Origin of the sequence: Nosocomiicoccus massiliensis (genome assembly GCF_000438455.1) — a bacterium.
Taxonomy (GTDB): Bacteria; Bacillota; Bacilli; order Staphylococcales; family Salinicoccaceae; genus Nosocomiicoccus; species Nosocomiicoccus massiliensis.
Genome location: NZ_CAVG010000087.1, coordinates 1 through 15,794, shown reverse-complemented (window position 1 = coordinate 15,794; position 15,794 = coordinate 1). Strand labels below are relative to the sequence as shown.

Here is a 15,794-nt window from a genome sequence, read left to right as displayed (position 1 = left end):
CAATGAACTGACGCTCTTTTTTACTGGTGAACAGCAAAAATCAGATGGAGTTCATACATATCAACGTGCAGGTGTTATCGATACAGATTTTAAAATCAAAAAATATCCCGCGCCGATTTTAAGGGAAGTTGAACCTGGTTACAAACAATTTTTTAGAAACCCATACGTATTTACTCACGATGGTGAAATCAATATGATGATCGGAACGATGAACGACGAAGAGTTTGGTCGAATCATCATGTACCGTGGTAAATCACTTGAAGATTTAAAGTTTTTAGGTGAAGTCAATACAGGTTACGATATGTTTGGATATTTTTGGGAGTCACCGGAATTATTTTCGTTAGATGATGCCGAAGTGTTAATTTTTAACCCGAGAGGCCTTGATAAGTTTAAACATCATTTTTGGAATATTTATCAGTCCGGCTATGTCATTAATGACTTTGAATATGGATCGTTATTTGTTAATCACGATGATTATAGAGAATTTGATGGTGGGTTTGATTTTTACCGACCAGTGACGACATTGGATTCAGAAGGACGACGTGTTTTAGTCGCTTGGATGTCAGCTGAAGAGAGTAAGTATCCTACAGAGATTGAAGGCTATAAAAATGCACTGACAATTCCTCGAGTGTTAACGGTGAATGGAGATAGACTCATTCAAACTCCGCATCCACATTTAAAAGAGTTAAGAAGAAACGAGTTAAAAGCAATTGGATACTTTAACGAACATCGTAAGCCACTTACAGATTTTTATGGGGACAGTTACGAGTTAAACATCGATATCAAAGAAAATAATGCACGTGAGTTATTCTTCTTACTAAGAAAGAGTAATCGTGAAGAAACGATTGTATCTTATAACAGTGAGGAACAAAAGATAACACTTGATCGTACGTTTAGCGGCGCACTAATTTCAGGAGTAGACGGGACAACTAGAAGTATAGAGTTAACAAAACCACTCGAACGACTACAAATGTTTATGGACCGCTCATCCATTGAGATTTTTATAAATGACGGAGAGCATACGATGACAGCAAGAATCTTCCCGCGTGAAGAATCTATCGGTGTGGAAGTGATGGCAGAAGACGGTGATTGTTACGTCGAAATGACGCATTATACATTAAAAGGATTCAAAGAAGACCCTGTCATTAGTCAGCGCAAGAAGATTTAAACAACTGGAGGTAGCACTCATGTTTTCAGTATTAGAACTTATCCGTAGAAGGTATGAACATTTCACACCAGTTGAGTTAAAACTTGCAGATTTTATATTAGAACATCCAGAAGACGTGACTCATATGACAGTTCAAGAAATATCTAAAGAGAGTCAAACGAGTGACGCTGCGGTGATTCGATTTAGTAAAAGACTTGGATTATCAGGAATTAAATCATTAAAAGTCGAACTCGCGAAAGAACTTCATTCTATTAATGAAAATCCTTTATCGAGTAATGTGCAAATCGTATCAGATAATGAGTCGAAGATTTTCCAAAAAGTATTTCAAAATACGTTAAGGGTGTTACATAGTAATGACACACTAGTTGATAGAAAGAATCTAAGTGACGTCACAAAGCTAATTGCTAAAAAAGAACGTGTGGTACTATTTGGTGCGGGAGAATGTCTTCCAGTAAGTTTAGACTTTCAGAGTAAATTAATCGAATTAGATATACCGGTGTTTGTAGTAAACGATTTAACGACGTTGCGTAGTCGTTTATCAAAATTTACATCAAAAGATTGTATGATTACGATTAGCACGAAAGACAATCCGGAAATTATGAAAGCGTTGAGACTAGCGAATGAACATTCAGTAGGAACAGTATCGATTACAGATGGTAACTCATATCGAGTCGAACGCTTATCGGATTATACAGTGTTTTTCTCTGAAGAAGTGACAAATACGAACCTAATGATGACGAGCCGTATCGGGTTATATATGATACTCGATATTATATTTATATACCTCGCTAAATATAAAAAACAGAACATTCTCTCATAAGTATTTATAGATTGTTTCATAAGCATTAAAGTTATGTAACAAATATTGTTGTCGATAGAAAAACTACCTATATTTATCTATACTAAAGATAACGAATACGAGGGGGCAGGTTTATGAAACTAAAAGAATTATTGTTATTTTCGGTACTGATTATGTTATTAATTGCACCTGTTTCTTCTGCAGATGAAGAAACGAATGCTTCAGATACTGAAAACTCAGCAACTCAAGAAGAAACAAAACAAAATCAAACGAATGATGCGGATAACCCATCAGAAGAAGCCCCTAATGAATCTACTGACTCTGATAACTCAAATGAAACTGATCAACCAGAAGAATCAGAGACACCAGAAACAAATAAACCAGGTGAAAAAGACAATGAAGAAACGGAAAATCCGCCGAATAATAATGATATCATCGACACAATTGACGAACAGGTAAAAGAAGCGGATGATAACGTACTCGACGCGATTGGTGTAGAAGAAAAACCTGGAAATAATAACCCAATTGTTTCAGATGATACACTCGTAACGGATAACTCTAATCCTGACACAGCTGTTTCGTCAGGTGAAAAGTCTAATAAAAATTCGACATCTAAATCATCAAAGGATTCTAAAAAGAAGAAAACACCTCATGGTGCAAAAGAGTTACCAGATACAGGTGTTCATGAAAATATAGAATTACTATACGTAATAGAGATTATTTTATTAAGTACAGGACTCATGCTATTAGTAAGAAAAACTAATAAAATAAAAATCAAAAAATAAATGCCACATCTTTGATGATGTGGCATTTTTCTATAGACTTTTATCGTCGATATGATTTAAATAATCTTTTACAAAATCAACGACTTCTTCTAGCGTTCCGTCCTCAAACGGTGATTTTAAGTTGGCAACTTTTACTAATTCACCAAATGGTAGTGAACCACCGAGCTTACACAGCGTTAAATAGTCGCCAAATGCGGATACAAAGTCATCCATTACACGCTTAAAGAATTGTAGTGCACACACTTGTGCGAGCGTGTAGTCGATATAATAAAATGGAGACGCAAATAAGTGGCCTTGACCGTGCCAAAAAGCACCATCTACATATGCAGGGATGTCTTCATAGTCTCTATCTGGTAAGTATACTGCTTCAATTTTCTTCCATTCTGCGCGGCGCTCTTCTGGTGTTAATTCAGGATTATCATATACGACGTGTTGGAATTCATCGATCGCTACACCGTACGGTAAAAATTCTAACGCGCCTGAAAGGTGAGAGAATTTAAATTTATCCGTATCTTCTTTAAAGAATAATTCCATCCATGGATACGTAAAGAACTCCATACTCATCGAGTGAATCTCACATGCTTCATATGTTGGCATAATGTATTCTGGAACTGAGAAGTGACGTGACGAATACATTTGGAATGCGTGACCTGCTTCGTGAGTAAGCACTTCGATATCTCCTTGTGTACCGTTAAAGTTTGAGAATATAAACGGCGCTTCATAATCTTCTATGAATGTACAATAACCGCCGCCTTCTTTTCCTTTTTTAGCCTCGACATCGAATAATTCTCGTTCTGTCATAAATGTATAGAACTCATCCGTTTCTTTAGATAATTCTCTATACATCTTTGCACCATTTTCCATAATTGCCTTAGTGCCACCTTTAGGTGTTGGGTTTCCAGATTTAAATTCATATGCAAGGTCGTAATATTTTAAGTCTGATACACCGATACGTTCTTTTTGTCGCTTTCTTAATTCAGTCACGTAAGGTACGACGTAGTCACGTACTTGTTTACGATAATTTTCTACCATCTCTCGGTTATAATCGATACGGTTCATATGAACATATCCGAGTTCTGTGTAGTTGTTAAATCCGAGCTCTACTGCCATTTCATGACGTTTTTTGACGAGTTGATCATAAATATCATCGATTTCATCGAGATGTTCTTTCATGAAGTTTTGTTTCGCATACATCGCAGACTTTCTCACTTCACGGTCATCGTTAATCATATACGGTGAAAACTCTGTAAGTGCTAGCTTCTTTCCATCGTATTCAATTTCAGCAGATGAAAGTAAAATCGAATATTTCGATGTTAACACGTTAATCTCAGTCATTAAATCTTTTACTTTAGGGTCAAATCCTTTAATCTCATTGTCGATTAACGCAAATAACTGTTTACCGTATTTTTCTTCTAACTCGTCACGAAACGGACTGTTTGCCAGCGCTTTATAATAATCATTTGTTACAGAAGATAGTACTGGCAAGTTGTTGTCGTAAAAATCACGCTCGCCGAGATAAAACTCATCTTTCGTGTCGATAGATGCACGCACGGTTGCGATCGTGATCATCGAATGGATGTGTTTAATTTTCTCGTTGTACTGATCGATAACGACCTCTGCATCTTCAACTGTTTCTGCTTTTAGAAATGCGCTTAAGAGTCCATCGACTTGTTCTCTAAATAAATCAAAATCTGGTCGCTTGTACTCAAAATCTTTAAACTTTGTTACCATAAGTTTCTCACTCCTTGATGTGGGGTACTATTATATTACTATATTATATTAAAAATGTTCACGACTTTAAAAGTAGCCGTACACAATATTAGTTTAGTATAATTAATTTACATTTAAAAAAAGGAGATTTCCAATGAAAAAATTACTAGCCCCAATTGGTATTGTACTCGGTCTTGTTATTGTATTAGCAATCCTCATCATGCCAAAATATAATACGTTTGTTCAGTTAGATGAACAAGTGAATGCAAAAGAATCACAAATCGAAACGCAACTACAGCGTCGTGGAGATTTAATTCCAAACTTAGTTGAAACAGTTAAAGGCTATGCCTCACACGAAAAAGAAGTGTTTCAAGATGTTGCGGATGCACGTGCACGTTTAGCTGGTGCAAACGGAGTAAATGAGTTAAGTGAAGCAAATGATCAAATGACGAGTGCTTTATCTCGTTTACTAGCTGTTGCTGAAAATTATCCTGATTTAAAAGCAAACGAACAATTTACAGGATTACGTGATGAACTTGCGGGCGCTGAAAATAGAATCGCAGTCGCACGTCAAGATTATAACGAATCAGTGAATGAATATAATAAACAAACACGTGTGTTCCCAGGGAACATTATCGCTATGATTTTTAATTTTGAGAAGAAAGATTACTTTGAAGCAAGTGAAGGTGCTAGAGAAGTACCAGGTGTAGATTTTAACACGAACCAAGAGGATAACTCTGGTGATGAGTAATGAAGCGGATCATTCCACTTCTTCTCATCATTATATTAACAACACCAATCGCAAACGCAGCACGCATTGAAATGCCGAAACTCGATACGTCGCATTATTTTGTTCATGATAATGCGCACGTTTTAGATGAATCGACAATTTCTGAGTTAAATGAACTCGGGACCCATTTAGAAAAGGGGACCGGTGTAGAAATGTTGCTGATGACGATGGACTCAACAGGTCAAGAGCATCGTCAAGACTTTGCACTTCGTGCTCTTCGAGAATACGGTGTCGGTAAAAAAGATAGAGATAACGGTATCGTTATACTATTTAATAACGACAACGACAATGAGTTTAATAACCGAGGAATAGATGTCCAAGTTGGATATGAAATTGAAGGGTATTTAAACGATGCAAAAATCGGTAAAATTATCGATGATTACGCACTCGAAGCGGCTAAAAAAGGCGACTATAATACAGCGCTTAAAAACTTATACACAAAGCTCTATGAAGAAAGTCTAGAAGCATATGGCTACGATGAAACTACAGGTGAATTTACGAATGAGCAGCCTGAAAAGACATCGAATGATGATTCGTTTTATACTTTCTTATTTCGTACATTTGTCATTGTGTTTATAATTGTGCTATTCCTATACATTATAAGTAACAATGGTGGTGGCGGACCACCAAGAGGAAGACGCCAGCCGTCGTACCGACGTAGTGGCACTCCAATATTCTTCCCACAAAGTGGAAATGGAGGAGGATTCTCCGGTGGTAGCGGTGGATTTGGTGGCTTCGGAGGAGGAAGCGGCGGCGGTGGAGGTGCCGGTCGCGGATTCTAAAAGAACCTTGACATGACATTGTCAAGGTTCTTTACTTTTATTGTCATGTATAGATGTTAGAATTACATTAGGAGTGATTGTTATGTTAACGAATAAAGAAAAAGAACTCATTAAAGCAACAGTTCCATTACTAAAAGCGTATGGCAGTGAAATTACAAGCACATTTTATAAACGTATGTTCCAAGAACATGATGAATTATTAAATATGTTTAACCAGACAAATCAAAAGTTTGGTGATCAACCAAAGGCACTTGCTAATACAGTGCTTGCAGCTGCTGAGCACATCGATGATTTAGAAGCAATTGTACCTGCAGTCATAGGGATTGGTCATAAGCACCGTGCATTAAATGTAAAAAAAGAACATTATCCTATCGTTGGTAAATATTTACTCATAGGTATTAAAGAAGTACTTGGTGACGCGGCAACTGATGATATTATTAACGCATGGGCTAAGTATTATAATCAAATTGCTCAAATATTTATTGAAGTAGAAGAAAAAATGTATGATGAGGCTGCATGGGACGGGTTTAAACCATTCACTGTAAAAAATAAAGAGTATCTAACGGAAGATATCGTTAGGTTTACAGTAGATAACAATGAGAAATTACCAGAGATTCTTCCAGGACAGTACATTACAGTCAAAGTAAAGCCAATCGATTATCCGTATGAAGCGTTAAGACACTATTCGATTTGTTCTACTCATACAGAAAATGGTTTACAATTTGCTGTTAAACGGGAAGGTCAAAATGATGAAGCGGGGGTCGTTTCTCATTACTTATTTGATGAGTTAAATAGTGGAGATGTCATTGAACTTTCAGCACCAGCCGGAGACTTCTTATTAAATGATTCTGATGAAAACTTATTATTCATTGCCGGAGGAGTTGGTTTAACACCGATTATGTCTATGATCGAAAGTGCTGTAGAAAATAATAAAAACATCGATCTAATCATATCGACTCATGATGAATCTACATTACCTTTTAAAGAGGAACTAGAATCATTAAAAGATAAAGTGAATGTTACGATTAGATATACTGAAGACGAAGGTTATTTAAATGAGAGTGATATTAAAGGTTACGATGATTATTCAATTTATATATCAGGGTCTTTAGGATTTAACCAGGCAATGATTAATGCTTGTGAATCTAATAAATATGATATGAGCAAAATTCATTACGAAGCGTTTGGACCAAGAATGAGCTTAGCATTATAGATTATTATAAAAGAAAAGTGTAGAGTTTATATGAAAAAAGTACTAGTTTATGATGGTGAATGTCAGTTATGTAATCGATTTGTGAATTTCGCAGTTAAAATGAATAAAAACAAAGACCTATATGTGACAGATTTTAACAGTCAGTGGATAAAAGATTTAACGTTTGAAGTGAATTCAAATCACGTGTCATATATTTCAAAACATAAAGTATATGAAAAATCAGACGCAGTTCTTCATTTTTTAGTGGACGCAAATGATTACTTTAAACCGTTACTCGTGACAAAGCTAATTCCAAGAAAATTAAGGAATTCTTTATATGACTATGTTGCAAAAAACCGGCATAAATACAATAAAAATTGCACAGTGAAATCTGTAAAATTTTATCAAATGTACTTAAAATGAAAACGACTCAAGCCTTGCTTGAGTCGTTTTTTTTAGAAGATCGACATGATTACTTTGCCGATTAATATAATGTTAGACTGTAATTGTTCGAGATTTTCTATCGCATCTTTAAAGAATACTTGTGCAGCGACAACCGTTCCGTTCATTAACATATGAACGAGAATTGGAACGAGTAGACGATTCGTCATCACATATACAAAACTAAATACATAACTCATTCCTAAGTAAACAAGAATATGTGTAAAGTCAAAGTGTGCGACCGCAAATATTAATCCGGAAATTAGTCCTGCGATTAAAAACGAAACGACACGGTTCATTGGTAGTCGTTCATAAATTTCTGCGAAAATCGCACGTCTAAATACGTACTCTTCGATAATTGGGCCAATAATCGCAACGAAGATTGCCATATACGGCATCGCAGTAATCATTTCCATAATAAGCTGTGTGTTTGCACTCTCTTCAGGGTTTCCGAGTAATTTAATATTAATGGTTGCAGTAACAAATTGAGCGACGAATGCTAATACTAATCCACCGAACACCCAAACAATTGTCATAAGTGGTGTGGACTTTTCACCGAGTTCAAACATGTTTTTATTTTTATGGATATTACCGAGAATGAGTACGACGATTAATCCGAAAACGTAAATCCCAAATTGATATGGCATATACATTTGTATAATTTCCATCACATCTGCATCTGGATTTGTAATTGCAAAATAGATTTGGAGCGGTACTCCAATAAATTGGATAACTCCAAATGTGACAATAATCAGTATGCTATATAAACTTCTCATAAAGACCTCCTATGTAACAGTTCCTTATATAATACTAACACTTGAAGCGATAAAAAAACATAGGAAACGAGTGTTACAACTTGAAATTTGACTATCTTTGATGTATGATAAAACACAGTTAGCACATCAAGCGAATGAGTGCTAAAAGACGGAAGAATGGGGAGGGCTTACGATGTTAAGACCACTAGAAAATCGAGTAATTTTAGATATTAGTAAATATAAAAAAGAAGAAACGACGTCTTCTGGTATTATTTTAACTGGAGAATCGTCAAAAGAAGCACCAGTCTATGGTGTCGTCGTCGCGGTTGGACCGGGACGCACGTTAGATAACGGAGAAGTTGTTAAGATAGAAGTAAAAGAAGGCGACAAAGTCGTTTATCATTCATTTACTGGAACAGAAGTTGAGTACGAAGGTAAAGAGTATATCATCGTACCAGCACAAGATATTTTAGCAGTAGTAGAATAAGGAGAGATATGAATGGCAAAGGAACTTAAATTTTCTGAAGATGCACGTCAATCGATGTTACGTGGAGTTGAAAAACTCGCGAACGCAGTTCGAGTCACACTCGGACCTAAAGGACGTAACGTCGTTTTAGATAAACAATTTACAGCACCTCTCATTACAAATGACGGTGTGACAATCGCAAAAGAAATCGAGTTAGAAGATCGCTTTGAAGATATGGGCGCAAAACTCGTATCTGAAGTTGCGACTAAAACAAACGACATAGCAGGAGACGGTACAACAACAGCAACAATTCTTGCTCATGCAATGATTGAGGAAGGCCTTAAAAACGTAACAGCAGGCGCAAACCCTGTTGGCATTCGTCGCGGGATTACAAAAGCAGTTGAAGAAGCGGTCAAAGCACTAGAAGACATTTCAAAACCAGTACAAGATAAAGAATCGATCGCTCAAGTCGGTGCGATTTCAGCAAACGATAAAGAAGTCGGAGAATTCATTTCTGAAGCGATGGAAAAAGTCGGTAATGACGGTGTCATTACAATCGAAGAGTCTCGCGGGTTAAACACGGAGTTAGAAGTCGTTGAAGGTATGCAGTTTGATAGAGGTTATTCATCTCCATATATGGTGACAGACTCTGAAAAGATGATCGCAGAACTCGATAATCCATATATCCTCATTACAGATAAAAAAATCACGAACTTCCAAAACGATTTACTACCTATTTTAGAACAAATCGTTCAACAAGGGCGTCCGATTTTAATTATCGCAGATGACGTTGAAGGGGATGCACTTGCGAACCTCGTCTTAAACAAATTACGTGGAACATTTACGGCAATCACTGTAAAAGCACCAGGATTTGGTGACCGTCGTAAAGCAATGCTCGAAGACATCGCAATTTTAACAGGTGGCCAAGTCATCACTGAAGACTTAGGACTCGAGTTAAAAGATGCTAGCTTAGATATGCTCGGTACAGCTTCAAAAGTACATGTCGATAAAGAAAACACGACAATTGTAGAAGGAAGCGGAGACGAAACAACAATTAAAGGTCGCGTTTCTCAAATTAAAGCACAACTTGAAGACACAGATTCAAGTTTCGATAGAGAAAAACTTCAAGAACGCTTAGCAAAACTTTCAGGAGGCGTTGCGGTCATTAAAGTTGGTGCGGCAACAGAAACTGAAATGAAAGAACGTAAACTACGTATTGAAGACGCGTTAAACTCAACACGCGCAGCAGTAGAAGAAGGCATCGTATCAGGTGGAGGAACTGCACTAATCGAAGTGTATGACAAAGTCGCAGCACTAGACGCTGAAGGCGATGAACAAACAGGAATCAACATCGTACTAAAAGCACTCGAAGCACCAGTGAGACAAATTGCAGAAAACGCAGGACTCGAAGGATCAGTCATCGTAACGAAACTAAAAGAACAAACAGGTGGAGTCGGTTACAACGCAGAAACAGACGAGTGGGTTAATATGATTGAAGCTGGGATTGTAGACCCTAAAAAAGTGACACGTTCAGCACTCCAAAACGCAGGATCAATCGCGTCAATGTTCTTAACAACAGAAGCGGTCGTCGCCGATATCCCAGATGAAGATAACATCGGAGACATGGGCATGGGTGGCATGCCAGGAATGATGTAATCTATTTGACCTATCATCTTTTTTGATGATAGGTTTTTTAATTTTATAAGATTTTTATAAACATAGTGAGACTTTTAAATTCTTATTGTATAGCGAGTACGATATAAGTTATTAATAAGAAATTTAGTTGTAGGGGTAAAGTATATGTTTTAGGCATGGAATGAAATCATGAAAAACAAACTCCGATTTATTTTAATCGTTGTTGCAATTATCGGTGCTGTATTCTCTGTATTTACGATATTTAAAATTGATCCCTTAAAAGCGATAGGGGCATAATCGATTGATGGAAATGTGAGTATTAATGGGACCTTAATTTCTCACTTAAGTGAAAAAACGCTCTAAAGTGCGTATGAATGAATTGAATTTGTCTTGCAAGCATCTAATCTCATTCCGTTTTTAAAAGTAGAAAAACCATTTGAACCGACCGCTTCACTGGATTCTGACCGTGCCTTTGAAGTGATGGAACTTTTAAGAAATGAAACAAAAAATAAGAATGCCAACAGGATTTCCTTCATTCCTAGTTTCATAATAAAACCCGTATTTCAATGAAATACGGGTTTTTCATGATTAAAGCTTATTTTATTGGTTAAATTTAATAATAATCAATAGTTCAATAAAGTTTTATGCTTCTTTTTTCTTCATTCCTAAACCAATTCCTGTAATTCCATAAATCATAGCGAATACTATACATAGGTAACATGGCACCGCCCAAATCCAGTAATCTCCAACTCCAACTCCAAGCACTTCTAAGTAATAAATAGCAGAGACGCCCCATGGTACAAATCCTAGCACCATTGTTCCGGCATCTTCTAGAGTTCTAGATAAGTTTTCGATAGGTACGTTTTGTTCTTTATATGCATCCTTCATTAATACACCAACCATAATAATTGAGATTGATGCTACTCCTGATGTGAATACAATAATTAAACTACCTAAAATTGTTGAACCAATGAGCCCAGCTGTATTTTTAATAAATCTAACCATAGAATTTAGGATTGTATCTAAACATCCAGCAACTTCCATTATACCTGCAAATGCGTAACCACAGAATATCGTAACGATTATTGTTGTCATAGAGAATATTCCACCACGGTTTAATAGTGACTGTACTGAATCTGAAAACTCCATATTTCCTGCAACCATGCTCACATTAAAACCATCTGACATAGCAATAACACCATCAACAATAGAGAAACCATTTGAGATTGTTCCAATTACAATTGCTAATAATGACGATAAAAACATGACTGGCACAATAGGTTTTTTTGTAAATGCCCCCCAAAGTATGAGGACAAAGGGAAGAAGCATGAATATATTAAAATTGAAAATGGAGTCAAGTTGATTAAGCAATTTATCGACATTGGATGTATTGACTTGTGATGAATCTAACCCAAGCCCAACGATGAACCAAACAATCAAACCAACAATAGATGCTGGGATTGTTGTCCATAGCATATTTTTAATATGCTTATACAAATCAGTTTCTACAACTAATGCTGCTAAGTTTGTAGTGTCTGAAAGAGGTGAGAGTTTATCACCAAATATTGCTCCTGAGATAATTGCACCAGCGGCAATGCCAAGTGGAATGTTCAATTCTACCGCAATACCCATAAGTGCAACACCTGCAGTTGCTGATGACCCCCATGCCGTGCCTGTTGCTACTGATACAACTGCAGCAATTAAAAATGCCATTACTAAAAAGTAAGTTGGGTTTATCATCTGTAACCCATAATAAATCAGAATTGGTACTGTACCTGAATAAATCCAAGTACCAATAATAATACCTACGGCGAAGATAATAAAAATAGCTGGCATTGCAGTTTTTAAATTTTTTACAATACTTTCTTCCATTTCATTCCATGTGACTCCAACTCGAAGTGCAATAAGAGCAGCATATAGAGCAGTGATGAGTAGGAGTGGTTGAATTGGGATTTTAAAATAACCAAAACCAACTCCAATTACAACTGCTAAAACGATAAAACAAGAAATCGCTTCTAAAAATGTTGGTTTTCTTTTCATAATTTTCCTCCTTAATCTATCAAACTAAATTGATTAGTTCGTCTATACTTTTATTTTCCAGACCAAGTTTTTCTAATGTTAATCCTGTTTCAAAGAAGTTATTGTCTAATATTGTACTTCCAATTTGTATGACTGAATCAATGTTTGGTGTAGGTATCTTGGTTACTTTTCCTAGATCAGACCAAAGAACTAGACCATCAGAAATATCCTCTGTAAAGTATCTAGAATTTACAGATTCAGGTCCCTTAATTTGTGTAAATACAGGGCTCTTATTAAAGAGAGTTTGTAGATCATCAGTGTTGTTAGTAAAATAACCTCGATTATATCTACTTTCACTCGCATTTTCTAATTCAAATCCGAGTGCTTTCCCAATCTGAATTCTTTCGCTTTCAATTGCTCTTAAAAGCTTTATAGTATGTTCAGTAATTCCTTCTTTGTATAAATAGAAATCGCCTTTTGAATAGTCTATTCTTCCAACGTTTAATAGAGCTGGACCTGGATGAACCTCTGGGTTACCATTTTCTAGAGTAGTGTGCCAAATGTTCTCTGCAGGCTCAAAGCATGAATAATATTTATTTGCGATATCTAAAAGCTTACCTGTGTTTTCTTTAGGGTATGCAGAAACAAATATTTTATTCACACGCAATGACAACTCAGCCCTTGCCTCCCTAGGGAATGCGCGTGTACCATAAGTTAACGAGTTAGTTTCTCCTATTAGGAACTTTTTCTTTATGCCTAGTTTTTCAGCAGTCTTAACAAATCTAAGAGAGTTTAAAGTACTTGCACCATTTATTAAAATTGCTTGTGATTCAAGAACGACAGGTGCCAAAGTTTCTGCGATGGATTCAATTGCAAAACCAGGGACCGTAAGCATGATGAGTTCACAATCTTTAATTGCTTCTTCAATGTCGGTTGTTACAAGATCAATTTCATAGAAATTAGAACCATTTTCATCTTCTAAATGAACTCCACCTTGTTTCTTAATTTCTGATAACTTTCCTTCAGATTTCTTATCACCATATAGAGATACAATAAAGCCTTTTTGTTTTAAGTCTGCAGCTGCAGTGATTCCACCATTACCAGCACCAATAATTGCAATACTATCTTTGATCATCTTAAAATCCCCCTTTTTATATTAAATACATTATTAACTTAACATAAATTCTGCTAGTATATTGAATGCGATTTTAAATTTTTTTATAAACATTTCTTAAATCAATACAAATTAGTTGAACGATAATTTACAATCTGTTTACTCCTTTCTAAAAGTAAATTCATTCATTTCATGTATAATAAAAATCAAATAGGTATCGTGAGGTGTTCTTATGACAAAAAAGAATTATCGTAGGCGAAGGTTTGTCGGGTTGACTATTGGTGTGGTGGCGATTCTCGTTGCTATCCCGCTTTTCGTTGGCGTCTATTCGCTCGTTAAGCCGCTCCCTGACGGGATTTCTACGCAGTCTGATTTTGTTAAAACAGATGATTTGGATATTCTCTATGATGTGACTTATGAGGATAAAAACAGTGCTGTCCATTATGAGCAGGAAATCGTTGATACAATGTACGAAGTGATTGATAATGCTGAGGATTTTATCGTTTTAGACATGTTTTTATTTAATGATGACTATAATCACGACACGTTGGAGTTTCCTACGTTATCAGAGGATTTTGCAGACCGTTTAGTTCAGAAGAAGAAAGATTCTGATATTCCAATTACCGTCATCACAGATCCCATCAACTCTTTTTATGGTACATATGACACGCACGTATACAATAAATTACGTGATGCTGGAATTGATGTTGTCGAAACGGATCTGTCTAAATTAAGAGATTCTAACTATCTATACGGTGGTTATTACAGGACATTTTTTACTTGGATAAAACCAGGTGGTCTGAAAATTTTACCAAACGCACTTCGTCCGATGGATGACAAAGTGGGTATTGGGAGTTATTTAAGACTCTTAAACTTCAAAGCCAATCACCGCAAGACAATCATGAATGAGAAAGAGGCCGTCATTGCGTCACTAAATCCGCATGATGGTTCGAGCTTACATTCAAATATCGCTGTGAAGTTTTCTGGAGATACTTTGAACGATCTATTAAAAAGTGAAACAGCTGTTTTAGATTTTTCAGGATATGATACATCTAAAATTAAGAAGTACGAAGTCGAAACTGATGAAAACACGGGTGAATACGAAATTTCTCTCGTCACTGAAGGTAAAATTAGAGAAGCGCTAATCGATACAGTCAATCAAGCTGAAGCGGGGGATTCTCTTAAAATCGGTGTGTTTTATCTTTCAGATCGCGGGTTTATTAAAGCACTGAAGGAGGCGTTAGATCGCGGCGTAAAGGTGCAAATTATTTTGGATATTAACCAAGATGCCTTTGGTAATGAGAAGAATGGTATTCCAAACAAGCCGGTTGCGAGTGAGTTAATGAATTATAAAAACCCTCCAGAAATTCGTTGGTATAAATCTCATGGCGAGCAGTATCATGCAAAGTTTATGATGCATGATAATGGTGAAGATTCAACTTTAATCCTGGGTTCAGCTAACTTCACAAGACGTAACCTAAAAGACTTAAATTTAGAGACAGACCTCGTTGTTAAGGCAAAATCAGACAGCGAAGAAATGATTTCTATGAACGACTATTACGATAGACTTTGGAATAACAAAGATGGTGTTTACACACTCGATTATGAGAAAGAAGCTGAAGATAGTATAATGAAAACAATTCTATACAGAATTCAAGAAGGACTCGGTCTCTCCACATTTTAACCAAGACATTTGTCTTGGTTTTTTATATTATAGAAACTTTATATAAATTTCTGTTTGTCGAAGATTTTCTAGGGAATAGGTTTAGTAAATATTTAAAGTAGGAGTAACTACAGAAACAGAAATGAAAGAACGTAAGCTACTGATTGAAGATGCTTTAAACTTGGCACGTTCAGTACTCCAAAACGCAGGAACAATTGCATCAATGTTCTTAACAATAGAAGCGGTTGTTGCTGATATACCAGAAGAAGACAACATCGGAGACATGGTCATGAGCGGTATGCCAGGGATGATGTAATATATATTTAACACTCGCTTAAAATAAGTTGCTCCTCTATGGTTGAATATTAAAATTCAGCTTTAGAGGAGTTTTTTATGATGAAAAATAATATTAAAATTAACTGACTAAAAACTATAATAACTATCAAAAACTAATAATGGTTAACATTAACTAGCA

General features: G+C 36.0%; 15 protein-coding genes. 11 read left to right on the top strand and 4 right to left on the bottom strand.

The genetic code is table 11. The features are described from left to right. From TJ68_RS03910 to TJ68_RS03900, 3 genes are all read left to right on the top strand, one after another. The coding region (locus tag TJ68_RS03910) for a glycoside hydrolase family 32 protein (protein ID WP_052327293.1) at positions 1-1,168 on the top strand (1,168 nt) is incomplete at its 5' end. Between the two features lie 19 nt (positions 1,169-1,187). Continuing rightward, entirely contained in the window at positions 1,188-1,988 is an 801-nt protein-coding gene (locus TJ68_RS03905; RefSeq protein WP_040928861.1) for a MurR/RpiR family transcriptional regulator, read from the top strand. A gap of 113 nt (positions 1,989-2,101) precedes the next feature. Continuing rightward, positions 2,102-2,752 carry a hypothetical protein gene (locus TJ68_RS03900; protein ID WP_040928860.1) on the top strand — a complete coding sequence of 217 codons (651 nt, stop codon included), beginning with the start codon at positions 2,102-2,104 and terminating at the stop codon, positions 2,750-2,752. 30 nt (positions 2,753-2,782) lie between these two features. On the opposite strand, the gene TJ68_RS03895 is transcribed toward TJ68_RS03900, so the two are convergent. Continuing rightward, complete coding sequence (locus TJ68_RS03895) at positions 2,783-4,483, bottom strand: M3 family oligoendopeptidase (RefSeq protein WP_040928859.1); 1,701 nt, start codon at positions 4,481-4,483, stop codon at positions 2,783-2,785. Between the two features lie 133 nt (positions 4,484-4,616). Here TJ68_RS03895 and TJ68_RS03890 point away from each other — a divergent pair, with 133 nt between their 5' ends. The 4 genes from TJ68_RS03890 (at position 4,617) to TJ68_RS03875 (ending at position 7,649) form a co-directional block, all read left to right on the top strand. After that, a complete protein-coding gene (locus TJ68_RS03890; RefSeq protein WP_040928858.1) occupies positions 4,617-5,213 on the top strand; it encodes a LemA family protein in 597 nt (198 codons plus the stop codon). Further along, positions 5,213-6,034, top strand: coding sequence for a TPM domain-containing protein (locus TJ68_RS08590; protein ID WP_040928857.1), 822 nt, complete (start codon positions 5,213-5,215; stop codon positions 6,032-6,034). Before TJ68_RS03890 ends, TJ68_RS08590 begins: the two co-directional genes overlap by 1 nt. Before the next feature lie 82 nt (positions 6,035-6,116). Beyond that, on the top strand, positions 6,117-7,247 hold the full coding sequence (locus tag TJ68_RS03880; RefSeq protein WP_040928856.1) for a globin domain-containing protein: 1,131 nt from the start codon (positions 6,117-6,119) through the stop codon (positions 7,245-7,247). Positions 7,248-7,277: 30 nt separating this feature from the next. Further along, on the top strand, positions 7,278-7,649 hold the full coding sequence (locus TJ68_RS03875) for a thiol-disulfide oxidoreductase DCC family protein (RefSeq protein ID WP_040928855.1): 372 nt from the start codon (positions 7,278-7,280) through the stop codon (positions 7,647-7,649). Positions 7,650-7,681: 32 nt separating this feature from the next. Here the strand turns inward: TJ68_RS03875 and TJ68_RS03870 are convergent, their stop codons facing one another. Continuing rightward, positions 7,682-8,443 carry a CPBP family intramembrane glutamic endopeptidase gene (locus TJ68_RS03870; protein ID WP_040928854.1) on the bottom strand — a complete coding sequence of 254 codons (762 nt, stop codon included), beginning with the start codon at positions 8,441-8,443 and terminating at the stop codon, positions 7,682-7,684. A gap of 172 nt (positions 8,444-8,615) precedes the next feature. Between TJ68_RS03870 and TJ68_RS03865 the strand changes: the two genes are divergently transcribed. Both TJ68_RS03865 and groL read left to right on the top strand, forming a co-directional pair. Beyond that, a complete protein-coding gene (locus TJ68_RS03865; RefSeq protein WP_040928852.1) occupies positions 8,616-8,909 on the top strand; it encodes a co-chaperone GroES in 294 nt (97 codons plus the stop codon). Positions 8,910-8,921: 12 nt separating this feature from the next. Beyond that, positions 8,922-10,544 carry a chaperonin GroEL gene (groL, locus tag TJ68_RS03860; protein ID WP_040928851.1) on the top strand — a complete coding sequence of 541 codons (1,623 nt, stop codon included), beginning with the start codon at positions 8,922-8,924 and terminating at the stop codon, positions 10,542-10,544. 621 nt (positions 10,545-11,165) lie between these two features. Here groL and nhaC read toward each other — a convergent pair. Together nhaC and TJ68_RS03850 are read right to left on the bottom strand one after the other, a co-directional pair. After that, positions 11,166-12,563: a Na+/H+ antiporter NhaC gene (gene nhaC / locus TJ68_RS03855; RefSeq protein WP_040928850.1), complete on the bottom strand. Its 1,398-nt coding sequence runs from the start codon at positions 12,561-12,563 to the stop codon at positions 11,166-11,168. Between the two features lie 19 nt (positions 12,564-12,582). Next, positions 12,583-13,677, bottom strand: coding sequence for an NAD/NADP-dependent octopine/nopaline dehydrogenase family protein (locus TJ68_RS03850; protein ID WP_040928849.1), 1,095 nt, complete (start codon positions 13,675-13,677; stop codon positions 12,583-12,585). Between the two features lie 211 nt (positions 13,678-13,888). Between TJ68_RS03850 and TJ68_RS03845 the strand changes: the two genes are divergently transcribed. Together TJ68_RS03845 and TJ68_RS08385 are read left to right on the top strand one after the other, a co-directional pair. Then, positions 13,889-15,340 carry a phospholipase D-like domain-containing protein gene (locus TJ68_RS03845; RefSeq protein ID WP_040928847.1) on the top strand — a complete coding sequence of 484 codons (1,452 nt, stop codon included), beginning with the start codon at positions 13,889-13,891 and terminating at the stop codon, positions 15,338-15,340. Between the two features lie 121 nt (positions 15,341-15,461). After that, positions 15,462-15,635, top strand: a complete 174-nt coding sequence (locus TJ68_RS08385) for a hypothetical protein (RefSeq protein ID WP_155974674.1) — start codon at positions 15,462-15,464, stop codon at positions 15,633-15,635. The last annotated feature ends 159 nt before the right edge of the window (positions 15,636-15,794 follow it).

What these genes read in the sequence shown, in the direction of transcription:
- TJ68_RS03890 (WP_040928858.1), top strand. Translation starts at nt 4,617, where the DNA reads ATGAAAAAATTACTAGCCCCAATTGGTATTGTACTCGGTCTTGTTATT.
- TJ68_RS03845 (WP_040928847.1), top strand. Translation starts at nt 13,889, where the DNA reads ATGACAAAAAAGAATTATCGTAGGCGAAGGTTTGTCGGGTTGACTATT.
- TJ68_RS03895 (WP_040928859.1), bottom strand. Translation starts at nt 4,483, where the DNA reads ATGGTAACAAAGTTTAAAGATTTTGAGTACAAGCGACCAGATTTTGAT.
- TJ68_RS03900 (WP_040928860.1), top strand. Translation starts at nt 2,102, where the DNA reads ATGAAACTAAAAGAATTATTGTTATTTTCGGTACTGATTATGTTATTA.
- TJ68_RS03865 (WP_040928852.1), top strand. Translation starts at nt 8,616, where the DNA reads ATGTTAAGACCACTAGAAAATCGAGTAATTTTAGATATTAGTAAATAT.
- TJ68_RS03875 (WP_040928855.1), top strand. Translation starts at nt 7,278, where the DNA reads ATGAAAAAAGTACTAGTTTATGATGGTGAATGTCAGTTATGTAATCGA.
- TJ68_RS08385 (WP_155974674.1), top strand. Translation starts at nt 15,462, where the DNA reads ATGAAAGAACGTAAGCTACTGATTGAAGATGCTTTAAACTTGGCACGT.
- TJ68_RS08590 (WP_040928857.1), top strand. Translation starts at nt 5,213, where the DNA reads ATGAAGCGGATCATTCCACTTCTTCTCATCATTATATTAACAACACCA.
- nhaC (WP_040928850.1), bottom strand. Translation starts at nt 12,563, where the DNA reads ATGAAAAGAAAACCAACATTTTTAGAAGCGATTTCTTGTTTTATCGTT.
- TJ68_RS03850 (WP_040928849.1), bottom strand. Translation starts at nt 13,677, where the DNA reads ATGATCAAAGATAGTATTGCAATTATTGGTGCTGGTAATGGTGGAATC.
- TJ68_RS03880 (WP_040928856.1), top strand. Translation starts at nt 6,117, where the DNA reads ATGTTAACGAATAAAGAAAAAGAACTCATTAAAGCAACAGTTCCATTA.
- TJ68_RS03870 (WP_040928854.1), bottom strand. Translation starts at nt 8,443, where the DNA reads ATGAGAAGTTTATATAGCATACTGATTATTGTCACATTTGGAGTTATC.
- groL (WP_040928851.1), top strand. Translation starts at nt 8,922, where the DNA reads ATGGCAAAGGAACTTAAATTTTCTGAAGATGCACGTCAATCGATGTTA.
- TJ68_RS03905 (WP_040928861.1), top strand. Translation starts at nt 1,188, where the DNA reads ATGTTTTCAGTATTAGAACTTATCCGTAGAAGGTATGAACATTTCACA.